Genomic DNA, 19,937 nt, shown 5'->3' with positions numbered 1-19,937 from the left:
GGCTCGTCTTGGGCGGCTGAGCGGGAGGGGCTGAGCGGGGGAGGGCTGAGCGGGAGGGGCGGGAGGCTAGTTGCGGACCGGTTCGTCGGCCGGGATCTGCTGGCCGCCGCCCAGCTGGCGGGCCACCACCTCGGAGAAGCCCTGGCCGGCCTTCTCCCAGGTGAAAGCGCTCGCGTGCACGGCCGCGGCCAGGCCCATCCCGGTCCGCCGGGAGGCGTCCAGGAGCAGCGCCCGCACCTGGAGGTAGAAGTCGTACTCGTTCTCCACGAGCACGCCGGTCTCCCCGTCGGCCATCGCGTCGGCCACCCCGCCCGCCGAGCGGAACGCCACCGACGGCGTGCCGCGGACGCCCGCCTCGACGATGGTCAGGCCCCAGCCCTCCTTGAGCGACGGCATCAGCAGCAGCCACGACCGGCACAGCAGCTCGTGCTTGTGCTCCTCGGTGACGAAGCCGGTGAACCGCACCCGGTCCTCGATCCCCAGGTCGGCGGTGAGCTGGAGCAGCGGCTCGTCCCACCAGCCCTGCCCGGCCACCACGAGTTCGATGCCGGGCAGTTCGGCGGCGAGCAGCGCGGTGGCTCGCAGAGCGAACTCGACCCGCTTGTGCGGCACCAGCCGGCCCAGCACCATCAGGCTCGGGTTGGCGCTGCGCGGATGCGGGGGACCGGTCACCTCGGGCGTCCCGTTGTGCACCACCGAGATCCGGTGCCGGTCCACTCCCAGCCCGACCAGCTCCTCGCGGGTCGACTCGGAGACCGTCACGTAGGCGCAGCGCCGGTAGACCCGGACCGCCAGCACCGACTCGATCCACCAGCCGATCCGGGCGATCCGCGGCCCGAACACCACCGGCCACTGCTCCCGGTGCACGTGGTGGACCAGCACGATCACCGGTTTACGAACATAGAGGCGGCTGAGGAACGGCATGCCGTTGCCCACGTCTATGATCAGGTCCGGTCGGCCGAGGCGACGTCGGGACAGTGGTCCGATGCCGAGGAAGCCGAGCAGGTAGGTGATGGCGGCCAGCAGGTAGACGGTGTGCCGTCCACCTCGGCGGACGATCCGCACCCCCTCCGGGGTGCTCTCCTCCGCCGGGGCGGTCCCGTGTGCCTGACAGAGCAGGGTCACGCGGTAACCGTGGCGCACCAGCTCGGTGGCCACCCGGTCCAGGTAGAGCTCTGAGCCCCCGCCCTCGGGGTGCTTGGTGTCGCGCCAGTTCATGAACAGGACGTGACCGCCGCAGGCATCCGTCATGGTCTACTCTGCCACCCCTACTAGCGAGTACGATTCGCGGTCGCGTCACACTAGGTCAGCTCTGGGAACGTACGCAACGGGCGCGTTACATCGGAAGGAGCCGCGTGAGCGAAGGGAGCCTCCGCTCGCGACCGGAGTTCTGGCCGGTCACGATGCTGAGCATCACGCTGATCGCGGTTCTCGCGGGATGGTCTGGATATACGTATATCGATCGAACCCGGAGCGATCCGCCGTGCTCGCAGCGGACCACGCTGCGGGTCGCCGCCGCACCGAGCATCGCCCCGCCGATCCGGGAGATCGCCTCCCGGCTCACCGCGCGCGACGAATGCCTCGACCTGATCGTCGAGGAGCGCGAGTCGGCGGATGTGCTGCGCGCGGTCGCGCGTACCGCCCCGGATTCGGCTGTCACGGTCTCCGGATCGGCTTCCGCGAGCCCGGCTGGAGGAAAGTCGGCCAGCGCGAGTGCCAGCGCGCCGACCGAATCGGCCGAACCGGCCCCCGACGTGTGGGTGCCCGAGTCGACCCTGTGGCTGCGCCGGGCCCGGTCGGCCGGCGCCTTCGGGGTGCCGGCCGAGGGCATCTCGGTGGCCACCTCCCCGGTCGTGCTGGCGCTCGACCAGACCACCGCCACCCGTCTGGCCGCCAAGAAACAGCTCACCTGGCCGAAACTGGTCGGCGCCGCGAAACTCCCGGTCCCGGTCGCCCTGCCCGACCCGGCGACCAGCCCGCTCGGCTTCGGCGCCCTGGTCGGCATCCGCAACATCGCCAAGGGCGACGCCCCCGGCACGGCGGGGATCATGCGGCGGCTCTCGCCGTACACCGTCTCCGTCGCCGGTGAGGCCGCCCCCGACCCGGTCGGGCCCGGCAAGGCCGAGACCGCGGTGATCAGCACCGAGCAGCAGGTCCTGTTCGCCGCCGACGGCGGGAAGAAGCAGGTCGCCGTCTACCCGGGGACCGCGGTGCCCGGGCCGGACTACCCGTACGCGGTGATCACCGCCGAGGACGAGCCGCGCGAGTACGCGGCCACCCTGCTGCGCGCCATGCTCGCCGGCAACGGGGCCTCGGTGATGACCGCCTACGGCCTGCGCACCCCGTCCGGCGCCGCGCCGGACGGCGTCGTCAGCGCCACGAAGATCCGCACCGGGACGTACGCGCCGGCCGCCCTGCCCTCCGAGACCGACGCCGAGGCGCTGCTCAACGCCTGGGGCGGGGTGCACATCAGCGCCCGCATGCTGGCCGTCTTCGACATCTCCGGCTCGATGGCCGCGGTGGTCCCCGGCTCGTCCGAGACCCGCATGCAGGCCACCGTCAAAGCCGCCCAGGACGGCGTGAAACTGCTGCTGCCCACCACCGAGCTGGGCATCTGGGAGTTCTCCACCGACCTGGACGGCAAACGCGACTACCGCGAGGTGGTCCCGGTCGGCCCGATCGGCCCGCGCCGCGAGGAGCTGATCCGCAAGGTCGGCCGGATGGAGGTCGAGCCGAACGGGCACACCGGCCTCTACGACACCGCGCTCGCCGCGTACCGGGACGCCACCCGCAACTGGACACCCGGCCGGATCAACATGGTGCTGATCCTGACCGACGGCACCGACGACAACGCGAGCGGCATCAAGCGCCCCGAACTCCTCCGTGAGCTGGGCGAACTCGTCGACCGCAAGCGCCCGCTGCCGATCCTGTTCATCGGTGTCGGCCCGGAGATCGACGCCGGCGAGCTCAACCAGATCGCCAAGGCGACCGGCGGTCAGGTCGCCCTCACCGAGAAGCCCTCGGGTATCCGACAGATCTTCTACACTGCGCTGGCCGAGTTCAGCTGCCTGCCTCCGAGGTGCCGCCGATGACCGCGACCCTGGAGCGGCCGACCCCTGTGACCAGCACACGGCCCCCGGTTCCGCCGGCCGGTCCCAGCCGGCACGTCCTCGCCGGCCTCGGCGCCGTGGTCCTGATCGTTCTCGCGTTCATCCAGCGGCCCGGCCGGATCACCTTCGACACCAAGCTCGACATGGCCGAGAACCCGATCGGCTTCATGGAACGGGCCCTGCACCTGTGGAACCCCTGGTCCGCCTCCGGCGAACTGCAGCAGCAGGCGTACGGCTACCTGTTCCCGATGGGCCCGTTCTTCGCCGCCGGTGACCTGCTCGGCGTGCCGCCCTGGATCACCCAGCGGGTCTGGTGCGCGCTGCTGCTCTGCGCCGCCTACTTCGGCACCCTGCTGCTGGCCCGCGCCCTGCGGATCGGCAACGACGCCGGCCGGATCGTCGGCGCGCTGGCGTACGCGCTGGCCCCGCGCATGCTCACCGAGATCGGCCCGCTCTCCTCGGAGATGCTGCCGGTCGTCTTTCTGCCCTGGGTGATGCTGCCGCTGGTCCGGGCCCGTCAGTTCGGTTCGCCGCGCCGGGCCGCCGCGCTGTCCGCGCTGGCCGCGCTCTTCATGGGCGGCATCAACGCGGCCGCCGTGGTGATGGCCCTGGTGCTGCCGGGCCTGTGGCTGATCACCCGCCGCTGGGACCGGCGCCTGTTCGCGCTGATGTTCTGGTGGGTGGTGTGCATCGTCGGGACCACCCTGTGGTGGATCGTCCCGCTGCTGCTCTTCGGCCAGTACAGCCTGCCGTTCCTGGACTTCATCGAGTCGTCCGGCACCACCACCGCGGTCACCTCGCAGTACCAGGCGCTGCGTGGCACCAACCAGTGGGTCGGCTACATCGTGCAGGGCGACCCGTGGTGGCCGGCCGGCTGGACGCTCGTCGACAACCCGGCCCTGATGGCCGCGACCGCCCTGGTCGCCGTGCTCGGACTGTGCGGCCTGGCGATGCGCGGCATGCCGGAGCGCCGCTTCCTGATCATCGCGGCGCTCACCGGCCTCGGCCTGCTGACCGTCGGCTACGTCGGCACCCTGGACAGCCCGTTCGCCCCGCTCGTGCGGGAGCTGCTGGACGGCCCGCTCGCCCCGCTGCGCAACGTGCACAAGTGGGAGCCGGTGCTGCGCCTGCCCGTCGTGCTCGGCCTCGCCTACCTGGCGAGCAAGGCGCTGCGCTGGCGCCGGGTGCCGCTGCGGGTGCCGGCCAGTCCGCTGGTCGCGCTGCTACTGGTCGTGGCGGCCGCCCCGGCCGGGATGATGCTGCTGCGCCCCGGGCCGGGCTGGTCCGAGATGCCGTCCTACTGGCGCGAGGCCACCGGCTGGCTCACCGACCAGAACGCACAGGCCCGCACCCTTGTGGTGCCCGGCTCCGGGTTCGCCCAGCACACCTGGGGCCGGACCGTCGACGAGCCGATCCAGCCGCTGGCCGGGGCGCCCTGGTCGACCCGTAACCAGATCCCGCTCAGCTCCGAGGGCAACATCCGGGTGATGGACACCGTCGAGGCGGTGCTCGAACAGGGCCGCGGCTCACCGGCGCTGGCCGAGTTCCTGGCCCGCTCCGGCTACAAGTACCTGCTGGTCCGCAACGACCTGGACCGGGCCGCGTCCGGGGCGCCACCGATCACCGTGGTGCGCGCCGCGATCGCCGGCTCACCCGGCCTCGACCTGGCCGCCGGCTTCGGCCCGCAGGTGGGCGCCGGTGGCGCCGGCCCGAGCCCGGTCGACGCCGGGGTGTCCGTTCCGGCCATCGAGATCTACCAGGTCACCACGGACGTCCCGCAGGTGTCGGCGACCACGCTGGCCGACGTCCCGGTGGTCAGCGGCGGCCCCGAGTCGCTGCTCGGCGTTCTCGAACAGGGCCTGATCGACGGGAGCCAGCCGGCCGTGCTGGCCGGCGACTCCACCGGCAAGCTCGGCCTGACCACGGGCGAGTCGTCGGCCCGCCCGATCGTCTCGGACGGCCTGCGCCGCCGCGAGGTCAACATCGGCCGGGTCCGGGACAACATCAGCCAGACCCTGACCCGCTCGGAGAAGACCAGGCAGGGCCGCCTGCGCGCGGACTTCCTGCCGTTCCAGGGCAAGGTGCACCAGACCGTCGCCGAATACCAGGGCATCCGCTCGGTGCAGGCGTCCAGCAGCGTCGGGTACGCCGACTCGATCAGCGCCACCGACCCGTCCGGGATGCCGTTCGCGGCCCTCGACGGCGATCCGGGAACGGCGTGGCGCTCCGACCCGTTCCAGTCCGGCGCCGGCCAGTGGATCGACGTCGAGCTGGGCACCGCCAAGCGGGTCACCGCGGTCACCGTCGACTTCTCCGAGGACCTGCGGGTCGCCGCCCCGGTCGCGGTGGTCCGGCTCACCACCGACCAGGGCATCGTGGACCGGCTCGTGCCGGAGACCCCGGGGCCGCACACGCTCTCCACGCTGCCCGGCCTCACCACCGCCGTACGCGTCACGGTCCTCGCCCTGCGCAGCGGCTACCAGGGCGCGGTCGCGCTGCGCGAGCTGGGCATCCCCGGGCTGGACGCGGAACGTGGCCTGCGCGCCCCGGACGACCTGGAGAGCACCGCCACCCCGTCGTACGTCTTCGCCCGTGACTCCCAGGAGCGCGGCGCGTGCTGGAACTCCCGCTGTGACCAGTTCCTGGCCCGCAACGGCGAGGAGCCGCTCGGGCTGGACCGCTACTTCACCACCCCGGCCGACGCCGCGTACGACCTGCGCCTCACCGCGCAGATCCGGCCGGGCGCGACCGTCCCGCTGAAGCTGCCGGTCCGTGCCTCCGCGTCGTCGACGCTGGCCGGTGACGTGAACGCCGGCGCCCAGGCGGCCGTCGACGGCGACCCGGCCACCGCGTGGCTGGCCGAGCCCACCGACGACGACGCCACGCTCACCCTGGCCTGGACCGGGAAACGCCGGATCGACCGGATCACGGTGACCGCGCCGGAGGCGCCGGCCGCGGCCCGGCCCACGAAGGTGTCGGTCCGGGTCAACGACAAGGTCACGGTCGCCGACATCGGGCCGGGTGGGCTCGTCACGTTCCCGGCGGCGAACACCGAGCGGATCGACGTCACCGTCGTCAACGCCGACCGGGTCATCTCCGACCCGCGCGGGCAGGGCTGGCCGGCCCCGGACGGGATCGCCGAGCTGACCGTCCCCGGTCTGACCGGGCTGCTCACCCCGGCCTCCGGCAGCACCCCGCTGGCCGCCGCGTGCGGCACCGGGCCGGCCGTGGAGATCGGCGGGGTCACCTACCCGACGTCGGTCTCCGGCACGCTCGGCGACGTCCGGTCCGGCCGGGATCTGCCGGTGACGATCTGCGACGACTTCGCGGTGGACGCGGTCCAGCTCCCGGCCGGTGACCAGCACCTGCGGACCAGGGCGTCGGCGGCGTTCGTGATCGACACGGCCACGATCGTCCCGGACGGCTCACCCGTCGCGGCGGCCCCGGCGGCCACCCACCGGGCGGTCACGGTCGAGAAGTGGGACGCCACCGCGCGGACCGTCACGGTCGCCGCCGGCGAGGCGTCGCTGCTGGTCGTGCCGGAGAACCACAACGCCGGCTGGGCCGCCACGCTGAACGGGCAGGAGCTGCGCCCGGTCCGGGTGGACGGCTGGCAGCAGGCGTTCGTCGTCCCGGCCGGCGAGGGCGGCTCGGTGATCTTGCGCTTCACCCCGGACGAGCCGTACCGTACCGGCCTTGCGGCTGGTGCGGGATGCATCCTGCTGGTCGTGATCCTGGCGTTGCTTCCGGTCCGCCGGCGTGCCGTCGCGGCGGGTCCGCCGCCGGCCCGCGGCTCCGGCCGGGCCTGGTGGATGTTCGTGCCGCTGATGATCCTCGCGGTCGTCCTCGGCGGCCCGGCGGGCGCGGCGCTGCTGCTGGCGGCGCTCATCGTGCGGCAGGTGCGGCCACGCTGGCTGCCACCGCTCGCCTTCACGGCCGCCGCGGCGGGCATCGGGATTGCGGTCGGTGGACGGCTGCTGGGACACGGTCAGGAATGGGCGTACGGCGCCGCGGTGCAGCTGGCGATGCTGGCGGCCGCGTGCGCGGTCGCGGCCGCCGCGGCACCGTCCGCGGGTAGGCCGGAGAGGGAGATATCCGTGGACGACCAGCCGATCGTCGAGCACCGGGCCACACTGGGCCGGTCGGTGCGGCTGTTCCGCACGTTCCTGGTCGAGCAGAGCGACCCGGACCGGTTCTACTCGCTGCTCGCCGAGGACTCGGTACGCCAACTCGGCGCCTATGTCGACCTGAACCGGGCCCGGGTGCTCGACGTCGGCGGGGGGCCCGGATATTTCGCCTCCGAGTTCGAGAAGGCCGGCGCTTCGTACCACGGTCTCGACCCGGCTGTCGGTGACTTCGCCGACGCCGGGGCCAAGGTCGCCGGTATGGTCCGGGGCAGTGGCACCAATCTGCCGATCCGGACCGGCTCGCTGGACGTCTGCTACTCGTCGAACGTCCTGGAGCACGTCTCCGAACCGGAGAAGATGCTCGACGAGATGGTCCGGGTGACCCGCCCGGGCGGCACCGTCTTCGTGTCTTTCACACCGTGGTGGTCACCGCACGGCGGACACGAGACGGGACCCTGGCACCTGCTCGGCGGAGAGCGCGCTCGACGCCGTTACCTGCGGAAATTCGGTCGCGAGCCGAAGAACCGTTACATGGAGACGCTCTTCCCGGTCAGCGCGGCGCGAATGATGCGCTGGGCCCGGGCTGCCCGCCGTGCCGGCGCTGTCACGGTGGTCGATGTGATTCCGCGGTACCACCCCTGGTGGGCCCAGTGGGTGGCCTCGGTGCCGGTGCTCCGGGAGGTCGCGACGTGGAATTTCACGGTCGTGTTCCGGCGCGAAGGCGAGTCGGTTTCAACAATCGTTCAGGAAGATGTGGCAAGGGTCTCGCTTCCTGATGTGACTCAGTAGTAACCTCCTGCAAGCTCGGCATACATCTCACCTGCCGCAATTTCGTTTCCATCCTCGTGGAGGACATATGAAGTCCCGCGTCATCGGCACCGTGCTGTTCGGTTTCGGCGTCTTGGCGCTGGTGTTCGCCGGCGGCCTTGCTTTCGTCGTGGCGCCGTCAGCAGCTCAGCTCCCGTACGACATGGAGCTGACCCAGTCGGTGGCCGAGGCGTCGAACGCCCGGTTCATGCAGATCACCAATGGCCAGGTCGTCGTCAACAGCGGCACCCTGCGCTCGACGGTCACCGTTCAGCCCGACGCCGGCTCGACCGCCAAGCTCAGCGGTGACCTGGACGGCACCGCGCTGGTCTGGGTGGCCGGCCAGCAGGTCCAGCGCACCGACACCTCCGACCTGGTCAGCGCGTACAGCACGTCGCTCGCGGTGGACCGGAAGTCGGGCGCCGCGCAGGACTGGACCGGCCAGTGGCTGGACACCGGCGGCGAGCGCGAGGCCGTCAAGTACTCGGGCCAGGTCTACAAGTTCCCGTTCGGCACCGAGAAGAAGACCTACCAGATCTTCGACCGGGACATCCTCGCCGCCAAGGACGCGGTCTTCGTGAAGACCGAGGAGATCCAGGGCCTGGAGACCTACCAGTTCCAGCAGACCCTCACCGACGAGACCCAGAACGTTCCGGCCGACCGCCTCTCGGTGATCCTCGGCGCGCTGCTGCCCGGCGCCACCGACGGCTCGGTCAAGTACAGCAACGTCCGTACCGTCTGGGTGGAGCCGAAGACCGGCGCCTACATCAAGGTGCAGGAGCAGCAGAAGAAGCAGCTCGTCTCCACCGACGGCCGCTCGGTCGACATCCTCGACGCGAACTTCGCCTACACCGACGAGACCGTCAAGAAGTCCGCTGACACGGCCAAGGCGAACGTCAGCAAGCTGAACCTGGCCGGCGTCTGGGGCCCGATCGGCCTCGCCGTGCTCGGCCTGGTGCTGGCGATCATCGGCGGCATCCTGGTGACGCGCTCCGGCAAGCCGGAGACCGTCGCGGTTCCGGGCCAGTGGGCCGGCACCCCGCGGCACGCCGCCAAGGAGGACGACGACGAGGCGGAGACCACCCAGGTCACCTCGGACAAGGCCTGACCCTTCGACGAAAGCCCGCACCGTCGTCGCTCCTGACGACGGTGCGGGCTTCTTCGTGTCTCACAACGCCCGGCCCGGTGACGTGACCTTCGGGTAATCGGCGACGCACTTTCAAGTGACCACATGGAAACCGGGGCTTTCTAGGTTGGTGAGTAGGTCAAACGTCTGAAGGGGTGTCCGTGGCTGCCGATGTCACCCAGGTGCGAACCGTGTGCGGGTACTGCGGCGTCGGCTGTGGGATGGTGCTCGACGTAGCGCGCCAGGACGACGGCCCGCTGAAGGTGATCAAGGCGAGCGGCGACCGGAACCACCCGGCGAACGCGGGACGCCTCTGCACCAAGGGCGCGACCAGCGCCGACCTGCTCGCCGCGACCGGCCGGCTGGACACCGCCCTGGTCCGCGCCGACCGGGGCGCCACCCCGGCGCCGCTCGGCGTGGACGCCGCGATCAGCGAGACCGCCCGCCGGCTGCGCGCCATCGTCGACGAGCACGGCCCGGACGCCTTCGCCATGTACGTCTCCGGCCAGATGACCCTGGAGGCCCAGTACCTGGCGAACAAGCTGGTCAAGGGCTACCTCGGGACGAACAACATCGAGTCCAACTCGCGGCTGTGCATGGCCAGCGCGGGCACCGGCTACAAGCTGTCGCTCGGCGCGGACGGGCCGCCCGGCTCGTACGACGACCTCGACCACGCCGACGTGTTCCTGGTGATCGGCTCGAACATGGCCGACTGCCACCCGATCCTCTTCCTGCGGATGATGGAGCGGGTCAAGGCCGGCGCCAAGCTGATCGTCGTCGACCCGCGGCGTACCGCCACCGCCGAGAAGGCCGACCTGTTCCTCCAGATCCGGCCCGGCGCCGACCTGGCGCTGCTCAACGGCCTGCTGGCGCTGATCACACCGGACCTGGACTTCATCGAGGCGTGGACCGAGGGCTGGGCGGCGATGCCCGAGTTCCTGGCCGACTACCCGCCGGACCGGGTCGCCGAGCTGACCGGGCTCGCCGAGGACGACCTCCGGACCGCCGCGCGGTGGATCGGCACCGCCGGGAACTGGGTCAGCCTGTGGACCATGGGCCTCAACCAGAGCACCCACGGGACCTGGAACACCAACGCCCTGATCAACCTGCACCTGGCGACCGGCGCGATCTGCCGTACCGGCAGCGGCCCGTTCTCGCTCACCGGCCAGCCCAACGCGATGGGCGGCCGCGAGATGGGCTACATGGGCCCGGGGCTGCCCGGCCAGCGGTCGGTGCTGGTGCCGGCCGACCGCGAGTTCACCGAGACGGTCTGGGGCGTGCCGGCCGGCACCCTGCGCACCGAGGTCGGCAAGGGCACCGTCGACATGTTCGAGCAGATGGCCGCCGGAAAGATCAAGGCCTGCTGGGTCGTCTGCACCAACCCGGTCGCCTCGGTCGGCAACCGGAAGACGGTCATCGCCGGGCTCGAGGCCGCCGAACTGGTGATCACCCAGGACGCGTTCGCCGAGACCGAGACGAACGCCTACGCCGACATCGCGCTGCCCGCGGCCATGTGGTCCGAGGCCGACGGCATCATGATCAATTCGGAGCGGTGTCTCACCCTCGTGCATCCGGTGGTCCCGGCGCCGGGCGAGGCGCTGCCCGACTGGCAGATCATCGCCCGCGTCGCGGCCGAGATGGGCTACCGCGAGGCCTTCACCTACGGTTCAGCCGCCGAGATCCTCGAGGAGATCAAAAGCTTCGCAAACCCGCAGACTGGGTACGATCTCCGCGGCGTCACCTACGAACGTCTGGCACAGGGCCCGGTCCAGTGGCCCGCTGCCCCCGGTGGCCCGGACCGGAACCCGATCCGCTACCGCACCGCCGACGGTGGCCTGCGTTTCGCCACCCCCAGTGGTAAGGCGGTATTCCACGCCCGCCCGCACACCGACCCGGCCGAGCTGCCCGACGACGACTACCCGTTCGTCCTCAACACCGGCCGCCTCCAGCACCAGTGGCACACCATGACCAAGACCGGAAAGATCGCGAAGCTGAACCGGCTCAACCCGAAGCCGTTCCTGGAGATCAACGCGGTCGACGCCGAGTGGTACGAGATCGCCGCCGGCGACCTGGTGGAGATCGCGTCCCGCCGCGGACGGGCCGTGCTGCCGGCCGTGGTCACCGACCGGGTGCTGCCCGGCGCCGTCTTCGCGCCCATCCACTGGAACGACCTGTTCGGTGAGTACGTCAGCGTCAACGCCGTCACCAGCGACGCCGTCGACCCGATCTCGTTCCAGCCGGAGCTCAAGGTGTGCGCGGTCTCGCTGACCCGGGTCGCCGCCGCCCCGCCGCCCGATCCGGCTGGTTCTGGTGCTCCGGCCGGGTTCGCTCAGCCCACCGGGCACTCCATCGCCGAGGCGGCGCTGTCCGTGGAGGCCAACGCGGTGCTCGCCCGGCTCGGGCTCGACCCGGCCCCGCCCGTGCTCGACGAAGGGCAGCGACGGTACCTCGCCGGGTTCCTGGCCGGAGCCACGTCACGGCCGGTCCCGGCGGCGCTGCCGGCCAACGCTCCGTTCGATCCGGCCACCGCCATGTGGGTCAACGGGCTGCTCGCGGGGGTGCTGTCAGCCGTACCGCAGCCGGGTGTTGATCTTGCCGTTGATGGGCCGGCCACGGCTCGTCTGCAGGTGCTGTGGGCCTCGCAGACCGGCAACGCCGAGGATTTCGCGCGGACCGTGGCCGGGCGTCTCGCCGAGACCGGGCGGCAGGTGAGCGTGATCGGCATGGACGGGCCGGCCGCCGACCTGCTCGATCCCGGCGCTGACGTGCTCGTGGTGACCAGCACGTTCGGCGACGGCGACGCGCCCGACAACGGGAGCACCTTCTGGGATTCGCTCGCCGGTGACGGGGCGCCGCGGCTCGACGGGCAGCGTTACGCGGTGCTGGCCTTCGGCGACTCCAACTACGACGACTTCTGCGGACACGGGCGGCGTCTCGACGAACGGCTCGCCGAACTCGGCGCGGTCCGGCTGGCCCCGCGCGCCGACTGCGAACCGGACTTCGAGGAGACAGCGGACGGCTGGCTCGCCTCCGTCCTGACCGCCCTGACCTCCTCCCCGGCCGTTCCTGCCGCCCCTTCAGCCGCGCCTGTTCCTGCCGCCCCTTCGGTCGAGCCCGGTTTGGCCGCTCCTTTGGTCGAGCCTGGTTCGGCTGCCCCTTTGGTCGAGCCTGGTTCGGCTGCTCCTTTGGTTGCGCCTGTTTCGGCCGCCCCCGCTGTTGCGCGCTTGAAGGTGGCGCCGGTGACGGCGTCGCTCGTCGGCAACCGGCTGCTCAGCCGGCCCGGGTCGGCCAAGGAGGTCCGGCAGTTCACCTTCGACACCGGCGGGATGCTCGACTACCGGGCCGGTGACGCGCTCGGCGTCTGGCCGGTCAACTGCGGCGACCTGGTCACCGAATGGCTCGACGTGACAGGCCTGCCCGCCGGCACCGTGATCGCCCTCGACCGGATCGGCGACGTGACCCTCGGCGACGCGCTGACCAGACACCTCGACATCACCCGGATCACCACCGACCTGCTGCGGTTCGTCGCCGAGCGCAGCGGCTCCGGCCACCTCAAGACCCTGCTGCGCGCCGACAACAAGGGCGAGCTCGCAAAATGGACCTGGGGCCGGCAGGCCGTCGACGTGCTCGCCGAACACCCGATCGACGTCACCGCCCAGGAGCTGGCCGGCGTCCTCAAGAAGCTCCAGCCACGCCACTACTCGATCAGCTCGACCCCGGTCACCGACCCCAACCTGGTCAGCCTCACCGTCTCGGTGGTCCGCTTCGACAACCACCGGGGCCGCTCCCGCAAGGGCGTCTGCTCCACTCACCTGGCCGACGCCCCGGCCGGCGCCGACGTGCCGGTCTTCGTGCAGAAGGCGCCCCACTTCCGGATCCCGGCCGACCCGAACACGCCGATGATCATGGTCGGCCCCGGCACGGGCGTCGCCCCGTTCCTCGGCTTCCTGCACGAACGGCAGGCCACCGGCGCGCCCGGCGGCAACTGGCTGTTCTTCGGCGAACAGCGCAGCGCCACCGACTTCTACTACGCCGCCGAACTGGAGGCCCTCCGCGCCGACGGCATCCTGAGCCGCTTCGACGTGGCGTTCTCCCGCGACCAGCGATCCAAGATCTACGTCCAGGACCGGATGCGCGAGAAGGGCGCCATGCTGTGGGCCTGGCTACAGGCGGGCGCCCACTTCTACGTGTGCGGCGACGCCAGCCGGATGGCCCGCGACGTCGACCAGGCCCTGCACGACATCGCCGTCAACCACGGCCGCCTCGACGCGGACGCCGCCACCGCCTACGTGAAGCAGCTGACCACCGAAAAGCGCTACGTCCGAGACGTCTACTGACCCCGCCGCCCGCCGCCCGCCGCCCGCCGCCCGTCGCCCGTCGCCCGTCGCCCGTCGCCCGTCGCCCGTCGCCCGCCGCCGGCTGTCCGCTGTCCGTCGCCCGCCGCCGGTCGCCGGTCGCCCGTCGCCGGCTGTCCGCTGTCCGTCGCCCGTCGCCGGCTGTCCGTCGCCCGTCGCCCGTCGCCGCCCGTCGCGGCCCGCCGCTGTCCGTCGCTCGCTGCCCGCCGTCCGCCGTCCGCCGCCTCGTGGATCTTGCACGATTCTCCACGTCGGCGGCGATCTTGCACGATTCTTCTTGCCCCGGAGTCTTGTTCGTGAGCATGGATGCGGCGCTCGACAACGCTCGATGGGGTGATTCGTGCGTACGGGATACCGCCGCAAGGTTCGATCAGCAAATACTGATGAATGCCGCTGCACTTCCTGGGCCCGGATGGGCCGTTGCCGGCCCCGATGGAGCGAACCGCCGCTGACGACCCGTTGTTGTGGTTGCTGATGGACGTGGTGGACGACTGTGACCTGTCAATATTCGAGGGCTCCTACCGTGCCGACGGCTCCGGCGGCCGGCCCTACGATCCACGATTGCTGCTGGTCAGCATGCTCTGGTGCTACCAAAATCAGATCCGGTCACCATCCGCGATCGCCGGCGCCTGCCGGACGCATATCGCGTTGCGGGTGTTGTGGGGAGGCGCACGGACACCGTCACGATCCACGATCGAACGGTTCCTGCACCGTCATCACGACGGCTGGGCTCAGTTCAACATCGACGTCCTGAAACTCTGTGACCGGGCGGGACTGCTCGACGTGTCCACCACCGCCACCGACAGCACCCCCGTCGCGGCACCGGCGGCACGGACCGCCAACCAGAGCCGGGCCCGTATCCGGCTGAAGATCAGCGAGACCGAACACGCCCTCGACCAGATCATCGCGCGGGTCGCCGCGCAGGGCGCCGCCGCCGAAGCCGGCCAGACCGGCACCTTCATCGACGAAAGCTGCGGAGACCTGCTACGCCAGGAACAACAACTGCGACGCCGCCTGACCCGACTGCGCGCCGCTGAGACCAGCGCGGACCAGAACGACCCGGACCGCTCCCGCTCACCACCCCGGCAAGCCCTGCTCGATCGCATCGAACACCACCGCCAGGGCCTGCACACCATGACCACCGCCCAGCAACAAGCCTGCGACATCTACCAGGCAAAAGCCGCCACCGGCCGCAAACCCCGCGGCCCCGCACCCCGGCTACCAGCTGACCACCCGAACATCCGCAGGAAGCAAGCCACCCTCGACAAGGCCATCGCCAAGCTCGCCACCCTCACTGAGCAGCAACCACCCACCAAACCCACCCGCGCCAACCTCACCGTCCCCGCCAGCAGAATCCTCAAAGGCAAGAACATGACCAGGTGGGTCCAAGGCGACCTGCTCACCATCACCACCGGCAGCAACCAGATCATCCTCGCCGCCCAGCTACCAGACACCGGCAACGACCACCGAACCCTGCACCCCCACCTCGCCGTCGTCGCCGACAACTGCCGCCGAGCCGGGATCACCACACCCATGACCCGCCACCTCGCCGACGCCGGCTACGCCTCCGAAGCAGTCTTCACCACTCCCACCCCTACCGGCGGCACCCTCTACATCGCCGTCACCAACGAGTACGACCAGACCAGCGCCAACCCACCCACCCCCGACGACAGCAACACCCCCGGCCGCCGGGAGATGACCGAACGCCTCGCCACCACCGAAGGCAAAGCCGTCTACCGCCGCCGCACCCCGATGATCGAGCCGGTCTTCGCTCATCTCCTCCGCAACGACCGCCGCCTGCACACCCGCGGCCCCACCAGACACACCGAAGTCATCGTCCTCGCAGCCGCACACAACACCAAGAAATACATACGAGCGAAACAACCCTCACGAGTGATGACAAAAGCTCACTAACACTCAAGAACAAGACTCCCCGAGGCGCATTAACGTGCAAGAACAACTTCGCGGCGTGAACCTTGCAAGGATCTTCCCGCCGGGGCACGAAATTGCCTGCAAGATCGGCCCGTGGGTGCAGATTCGTGCAAGATCCACGAAGCCCGGTGAGCTGCCGCGATCAACGAAGCGCGGAAGATCGTGCAAGATCTTCAAAGCACGACAATCATGCAAGATCCACGAAGCGCCACAATCGCGCAGAAAATACGCAGTACAGACAAATCGTGCAAGATCTACGAAGCATGGGCAATCTTCCAAGATCAATTAAGCGCGGACAACCGTGCAAGATCTTCGAAGCGTAGCGAATCTTGCAAGATCTACGAGGCGTGGCGGATTTGCAAGATCTACTAAGGCGGCCGTGCCCCCGCCGGCCGCCTCGACCGTGATCGCGACAGCGGTGAGGGCCGGCCCGGCTCAGGCCATGCCGCTGATCGCCGACCGGAGGCGGGCCAGATCCCGGCGGCGCTGTTCCATGGTGGTGGCGATACCGACGAGCAGCAGACCGCCGACTGCGAGCGGCACCCACCGAGGCACCAGATCCCAGAACTGGATGAGCTCGTGCAGCGCGACGAGCAGCAACGTCCCGCCGCCGGTGACGACGGGGGCTTGGAGGCGGGCCCGGGCGCCGACGACCAGCACCGCCAGCGCGCCCATGCCGAGGAGCAGCCGCCGCAGGTAGTGCGGTTCGTCGGCGGTGCTGTTCGCGATGACGGCAAGGGTGGGCAGGAACGCCGCCGCCAGCGAGGCGCCGTAGGCGTTCCAGGACGACAGTTCGGGCCGGCCCCGGCGGGCGAACCAGCCGGCGGCGAGGGCCAGCAGCGCGGCCGGCAGGGTGTAGATCTCGGTGGTCTCGACGTCCCGTGAGGTGAGCAACAGCCACCAGCCGGCGAGCGCCACCGAGCCCGCGGCGATCCCATACCCGAATCGCCGGGTCTCGCCGGGCCGCAGCGCACGAACCGTGAGTACCAGCGCCCACAGTTTGCACACCACCGCCGCCCACAGCAGGCTTTCTGTGAGGAGCACCGCCACCAGCGCGGACGCGTGCCCGACGACGAGCGGCGCCCAGGCTTCCGCGGGCCGCCGGCCGGCCAGAACCCATTCGAGACCCACGACCGCGGCCGCTGCGGCGAGGACGAACAGCGGCGGTTCGACGAGGGCGAGATCAGCCAGGGTGTACGCGACGACGACCACCGAAACGGACCCGGCCGCCCAGCCGGCGACCCGATCGAGTTCCACCCGCCCGAAGGCGCCGGTGACCAGCCCCGCCACCAGGACGAGTGTGAACGCCGCGATGGTCGCCCCGTGCCCCGCGGCCGACCCGGCCACCCCGGCCGCGGCCAGCGCCCCGAACAGCACCGTGAGCAGATTCCCGGCGGTGTGCCGGGCGGGCGTCAGGGCGACCGCGAGCAGCCCGCTCAGCCCGGTGACCAGCCCGGCGATCGGAACCGCCGGCCAGGCCGCCCCGCTCGCCGCGAAGACCAGAGGCACGAGCACCGCGACGAACGGCACAGCCGCGCAGGCAGCCACCACCCGAGCCCGAGCCGGCTCGTCCCAGCCCCGGGCACGCCCGACGGCCGGGGAGAGCATCCCAGCGGCCGGGGACGCCGTGCCGGTGAGTGGCTCGCCAGGTCCGGAGTGGGTGGTCGCGGAGTCCGAAGTGGCCGTCCCGGCCGACGCGGAGGCCATGACGAGCGAACCGGTCCGGGCGAGCAGCCAGCCACCGCCCGAGGCCGCGAGCCCGGCGCCGGCAAGGGCGGCGACGCTGGACCAGGCGACCGCCGACTGCTGCGGCGGAAGACCGGACCAGATGTCGCGGAGGGCGGTCCAGGGTTCGAGGAGCACGACGGCCAGGTCCATGGCGGTGAACGCGAGCAGCGCCAGCCCGGGCAGCATCGCGGCGATGGCGCCGGCCACGGTACGGGCGGCGGGGATCGGCAGCAGCGTGACGATCAGCAGGAGTGCCGCCGCCGAGTAGAGCACCGCGGGGTCCGAGCCCGCCGACGCCCAGACCGGCGCGAAGCCCACCACCACGAGCGCGACGCCGAGCGTCTGCTGGCCGTAGACCGGAAGCCGCCGGTGCACCACATGCGCGACGAGGCAGAGCAGCACCGCCACGCCGAGCGTGACCCGGACCCGCCAGGTGACCGGAACCTCCGCCGCGAACAGCACCAGCCACACCGTCGCCGGGACGGTCAGGAGGCCGGCAACCATCGCCCCGGCTCCCACGTCGGCGTTCCGGGCCGAGTTGCGCAGAGCGAGGGCGGCGCCGACGCCGAGCACCGTGACGACCCCGGACACCGCCGCGATGACGTCCACGTTCCCGAACCCGGTGATCACCGCATGCATCACGCCGGCCAGGCAGAACATCACCCGGTATCCGACGTCGTCCAGTGTGCGGGCCCGGGCGGCGAGCCCCAGCGCGACCGCGGCGACGACCAGACCGGCCACCGTGGCCGCCCACCAGACCAGCCCGAACGCCGGCGGAACAAGCAACCCCACCGCAGCGAGAGCGGTCAGGCCCAGGTTCGCGAGGGTCCGGCGGGGCAGCATCAGCGCGTACGCGAAAGCGGTCACCACAGCCGCAACCACGAGATCCGCCCCGGGCCCGTCGACGCCCCGGCCGAGTGGCGCCCCGAACACCGGCCGCGCCGCCTCGACGCTGCGAACAGCGCCCGCAACCGCAGCGACGAGCACCGTGCCGGCCGGCGCCACCGCAACGATCAGCGCCCCGATCCACGCCCCGAACCCGACCTCACCCCGTACCCACCCAGCCGCACCCGATCCCCCCAAATAGGCCGAAATGGGAGAGGGGGGTGGGGCCGAGGCGGAAGAGGGCGTTGCGGAGGAGGGCACGGCGGAAGAGGGCGTTGCGGAGGAGGGCACGGCGGAAGAGGGCGTTGCGGAGGAGGGCACGGCGGAAGAGGGCGTTGCGGAGGAGGGCGCGGTGGAGGAGGGCGTGGTGGAGGAGGGCGTGGTGGAGGAGGGCGTGGTGGAGGAGGGCGTGGCGGTGGAGGAGGGGGCGGGTGTGGTGGTGGAGGAGGGCGTGGCGGAAGAGGGCGCGGCGGAAGAGGGCGCGGCGGAGGAGGGCGGCAGGTCGGCGGTGGAAGGGGCCGTGGATGCCGCCGGGGCGATGAACGGCCGGGTCCGGGGGAGCAGTGCGGTTGCCGCGGCCAGGATCAGGGCGACCACCGCGAGCCGGCTGGCCTGCCATTCCGAGCCCTGGAAGTCGATCGGAAGTGTCCACGCCCAGCGCGCGCCGGCGAACCCCGCCACCACGACCACGAGACCGGCCGCGAACGCCTGCGCGAGCGGCTTCCGGGCCGTCGACGCCCAGACCAGCAGCAGGATGAACGGCAGGAGCAGCGCCATCCCGGCGGCCGCGGCCGGGCCGGGCCGGTCGGTGAGGGCGAGATCGCGAAGGGCGACGAGCGCGCCGGCCCCGCCGGCGACAGAGGCGCAGAGGGCGGCGATCCCGGTGAGCTCCGCGGCCCGGAACCGTAGGACCGCCAGATCCAGCGCGGCCGTGCCGGTGAACGCCAGCGACCACCAGACGAGATCGGCGTCTGCCGCCGTGGCCACCAGCGGAAGCACCGGCTGCCCCATGAGCAGGGCTGCGATGCGCGGTCCACGGAGCTTCGTCAGATACGCGTATCCGGCCGCGACCGCCGCCGTGAACGTGAGGACCGCGGCCGCGTACCCCCAAGGGTCGAGGAGCCGCACCCACAGGAAGTCGACCGCCCACGCCGCATAACCGTCGAGAAGGATCATGAGCAGGCCGACGGCCGCGAGGGTTTCCGCGGCGGCGGTGAGGCCGCGCCGGACCGCGAAGGGTGGCACCGCGAGCACCGCGACGGTGGCCCCGGCGAGCAGCAGCGCCCGGCCGGTGACGCCGACCTGCGCCCAGGCGACGGCGGTGAACACGGCGGCCGCCACGATGAGCAGCAGCCCGCCGATGGTGAACAGGACGTTCTGCACGGTGAGCGTGCTGAGGCGGGGTTCGGCCGGGGGCGCGGGCCGGACCGGCGTGAGCGGGGGTGGGGGAGTGGGCGTCCGGGCGGCGACGACCCGGGCGGCGGTCTGGTTGCGGACGGCCCGGGTGTCGTGGAACCTGCGCTCGAGGGCGGCGACCTGAGCCCGTGCGTCGTGCAGTTGCCGGGTCAGGTCGGCGAGCTCCGTGTCGAGCCGGACGACCTCGGCGGCGTCGTCGTCCGGGCCGGCGCCGCAACCGGGGCATCCGGTGTCGAGGGAGGCGGTGGCGCCGCATCGTGGGCAGGGATACGAGGTGGTCACGGCCGTCCCGAACGGAAGAGCGAGCAGGGAACGTCAGCTTTGCTCATCGATGCAAGTCCGGGTAGGAGGTTTCCCGGCCGTAAACAATGTTGCTCCAGGTCTTCACTAACCGAATGGCATTCGGTTAACGTGGCGCCACTTCGGATGACGAGGACCCGTAACTTCAGCT

General features: G+C 71.4%; 7 protein-coding genes. 5 read left to right on the top strand and 2 right to left on the bottom strand.

The window, feature by feature from the left end:
- Window positions 1–66 precede the first annotated feature (66 nt).
- Window positions 67–1,251, bottom strand: coding sequence for a glycosyltransferase family 4 protein (locus AB0E94_RS20995; protein ID WP_360328520.1), 1,185 nt, complete (start codon window positions 1,249–1,251; stop codon window positions 67–69).
- A 104-nt stretch (window positions 1,252–1,355) separates the two neighbouring features.
- Here AB0E94_RS20995 and AB0E94_RS20990 point away from each other — a divergent pair, with 104 nt between their 5' ends.
- From AB0E94_RS20990 to AB0E94_RS20970, 5 genes are all read left to right on the top strand, one after another.
- Complete coding sequence (locus AB0E94_RS20990; protein ID WP_360328518.1) at window positions 1,356–3,092, top strand: substrate-binding and VWA domain-containing protein; 1,737 nt, start codon at window positions 1,356–1,358, stop codon at window positions 3,090–3,092.
- A complete protein-coding gene (locus AB0E94_RS20985) occupies window positions 3,089–8,026 on the top strand; it encodes an alpha-(1->3)-arabinofuranosyltransferase family protein (protein ID WP_360328516.1) in 4,938 nt (1,645 codons plus the stop codon). Before AB0E94_RS20990 ends, AB0E94_RS20985 begins: the two co-directional genes overlap by 4 nt.
- 67 nt (window positions 8,027–8,093) lie before the next feature.
- Window positions 8,094–9,152, top strand: a complete 1,059-nt coding sequence (locus AB0E94_RS20980; RefSeq protein WP_360328514.1) for a DUF3068 domain-containing protein — start codon at window positions 8,094–8,096, stop codon at window positions 9,150–9,152.
- 179 nt (window positions 9,153–9,331) lie between these two features.
- Complete coding sequence (locus AB0E94_RS20975; protein ID WP_360328512.1) at window positions 9,332–13,507, top strand: bifunctional nitrate reductase/sulfite reductase flavoprotein subunit alpha; 4,176 nt, start codon at window positions 9,332–9,334, stop codon at window positions 13,505–13,507.
- A gap of 405 nt (window positions 13,508–13,912) precedes the next feature.
- Complete coding sequence (locus tag AB0E94_RS20970) at window positions 13,913–15,439, top strand: transposase (protein WP_360328511.1); 1,527 nt, start codon at window positions 13,913–13,915, stop codon at window positions 15,437–15,439.
- Between the two features lie 453 nt (window positions 15,440–15,892).
- Here the strand turns inward: AB0E94_RS20970 and AB0E94_RS20965 are convergent, their stop codons facing one another.
- Window positions 15,893–19,768, bottom strand: a complete 3,876-nt coding sequence (locus AB0E94_RS20965) for a hypothetical protein (protein ID WP_360328509.1) — start codon at window positions 19,766–19,768, stop codon at window positions 15,893–15,895.
- Between the last annotated feature and the right edge of the window lie 169 nt (window positions 19,769–19,937).

This window comes from Actinoplanes sp. NPDC026670 (assembly GCF_040638175.1).
In the GTDB taxonomy this organism is placed as follows: Bacteria; Actinomycetota; Actinomycetes; order Mycobacteriales; family Micromonosporaceae; genus Actinoplanes.
Note: the sequence above shows the minus strand (reverse complement) of the source record. Positions and strands in the feature narration are given on the sequence as shown.

Coding starts and splice junctions, on each gene's coding strand:
- AB0E94_RS20995 (WP_360328520.1), bottom strand. CDS start 1,251: ATGACGGATGCCTGCGGCGGTCACGTCCTGTTCATGAACTGGCGCGAC.
- AB0E94_RS20985 (WP_360328516.1), top strand. CDS start 3,089: ATGACCGCGACCCTGGAGCGGCCGACCCCTGTGACCAGCACACGGCCC.
- AB0E94_RS20980 (WP_360328514.1), top strand. CDS start 8,094: ATGAAGTCCCGCGTCATCGGCACCGTGCTGTTCGGTTTCGGCGTCTTG.
- AB0E94_RS20970 (WP_360328511.1), top strand. CDS start 13,913: ATGCCGCTGCACTTCCTGGGCCCGGATGGGCCGTTGCCGGCCCCGATG.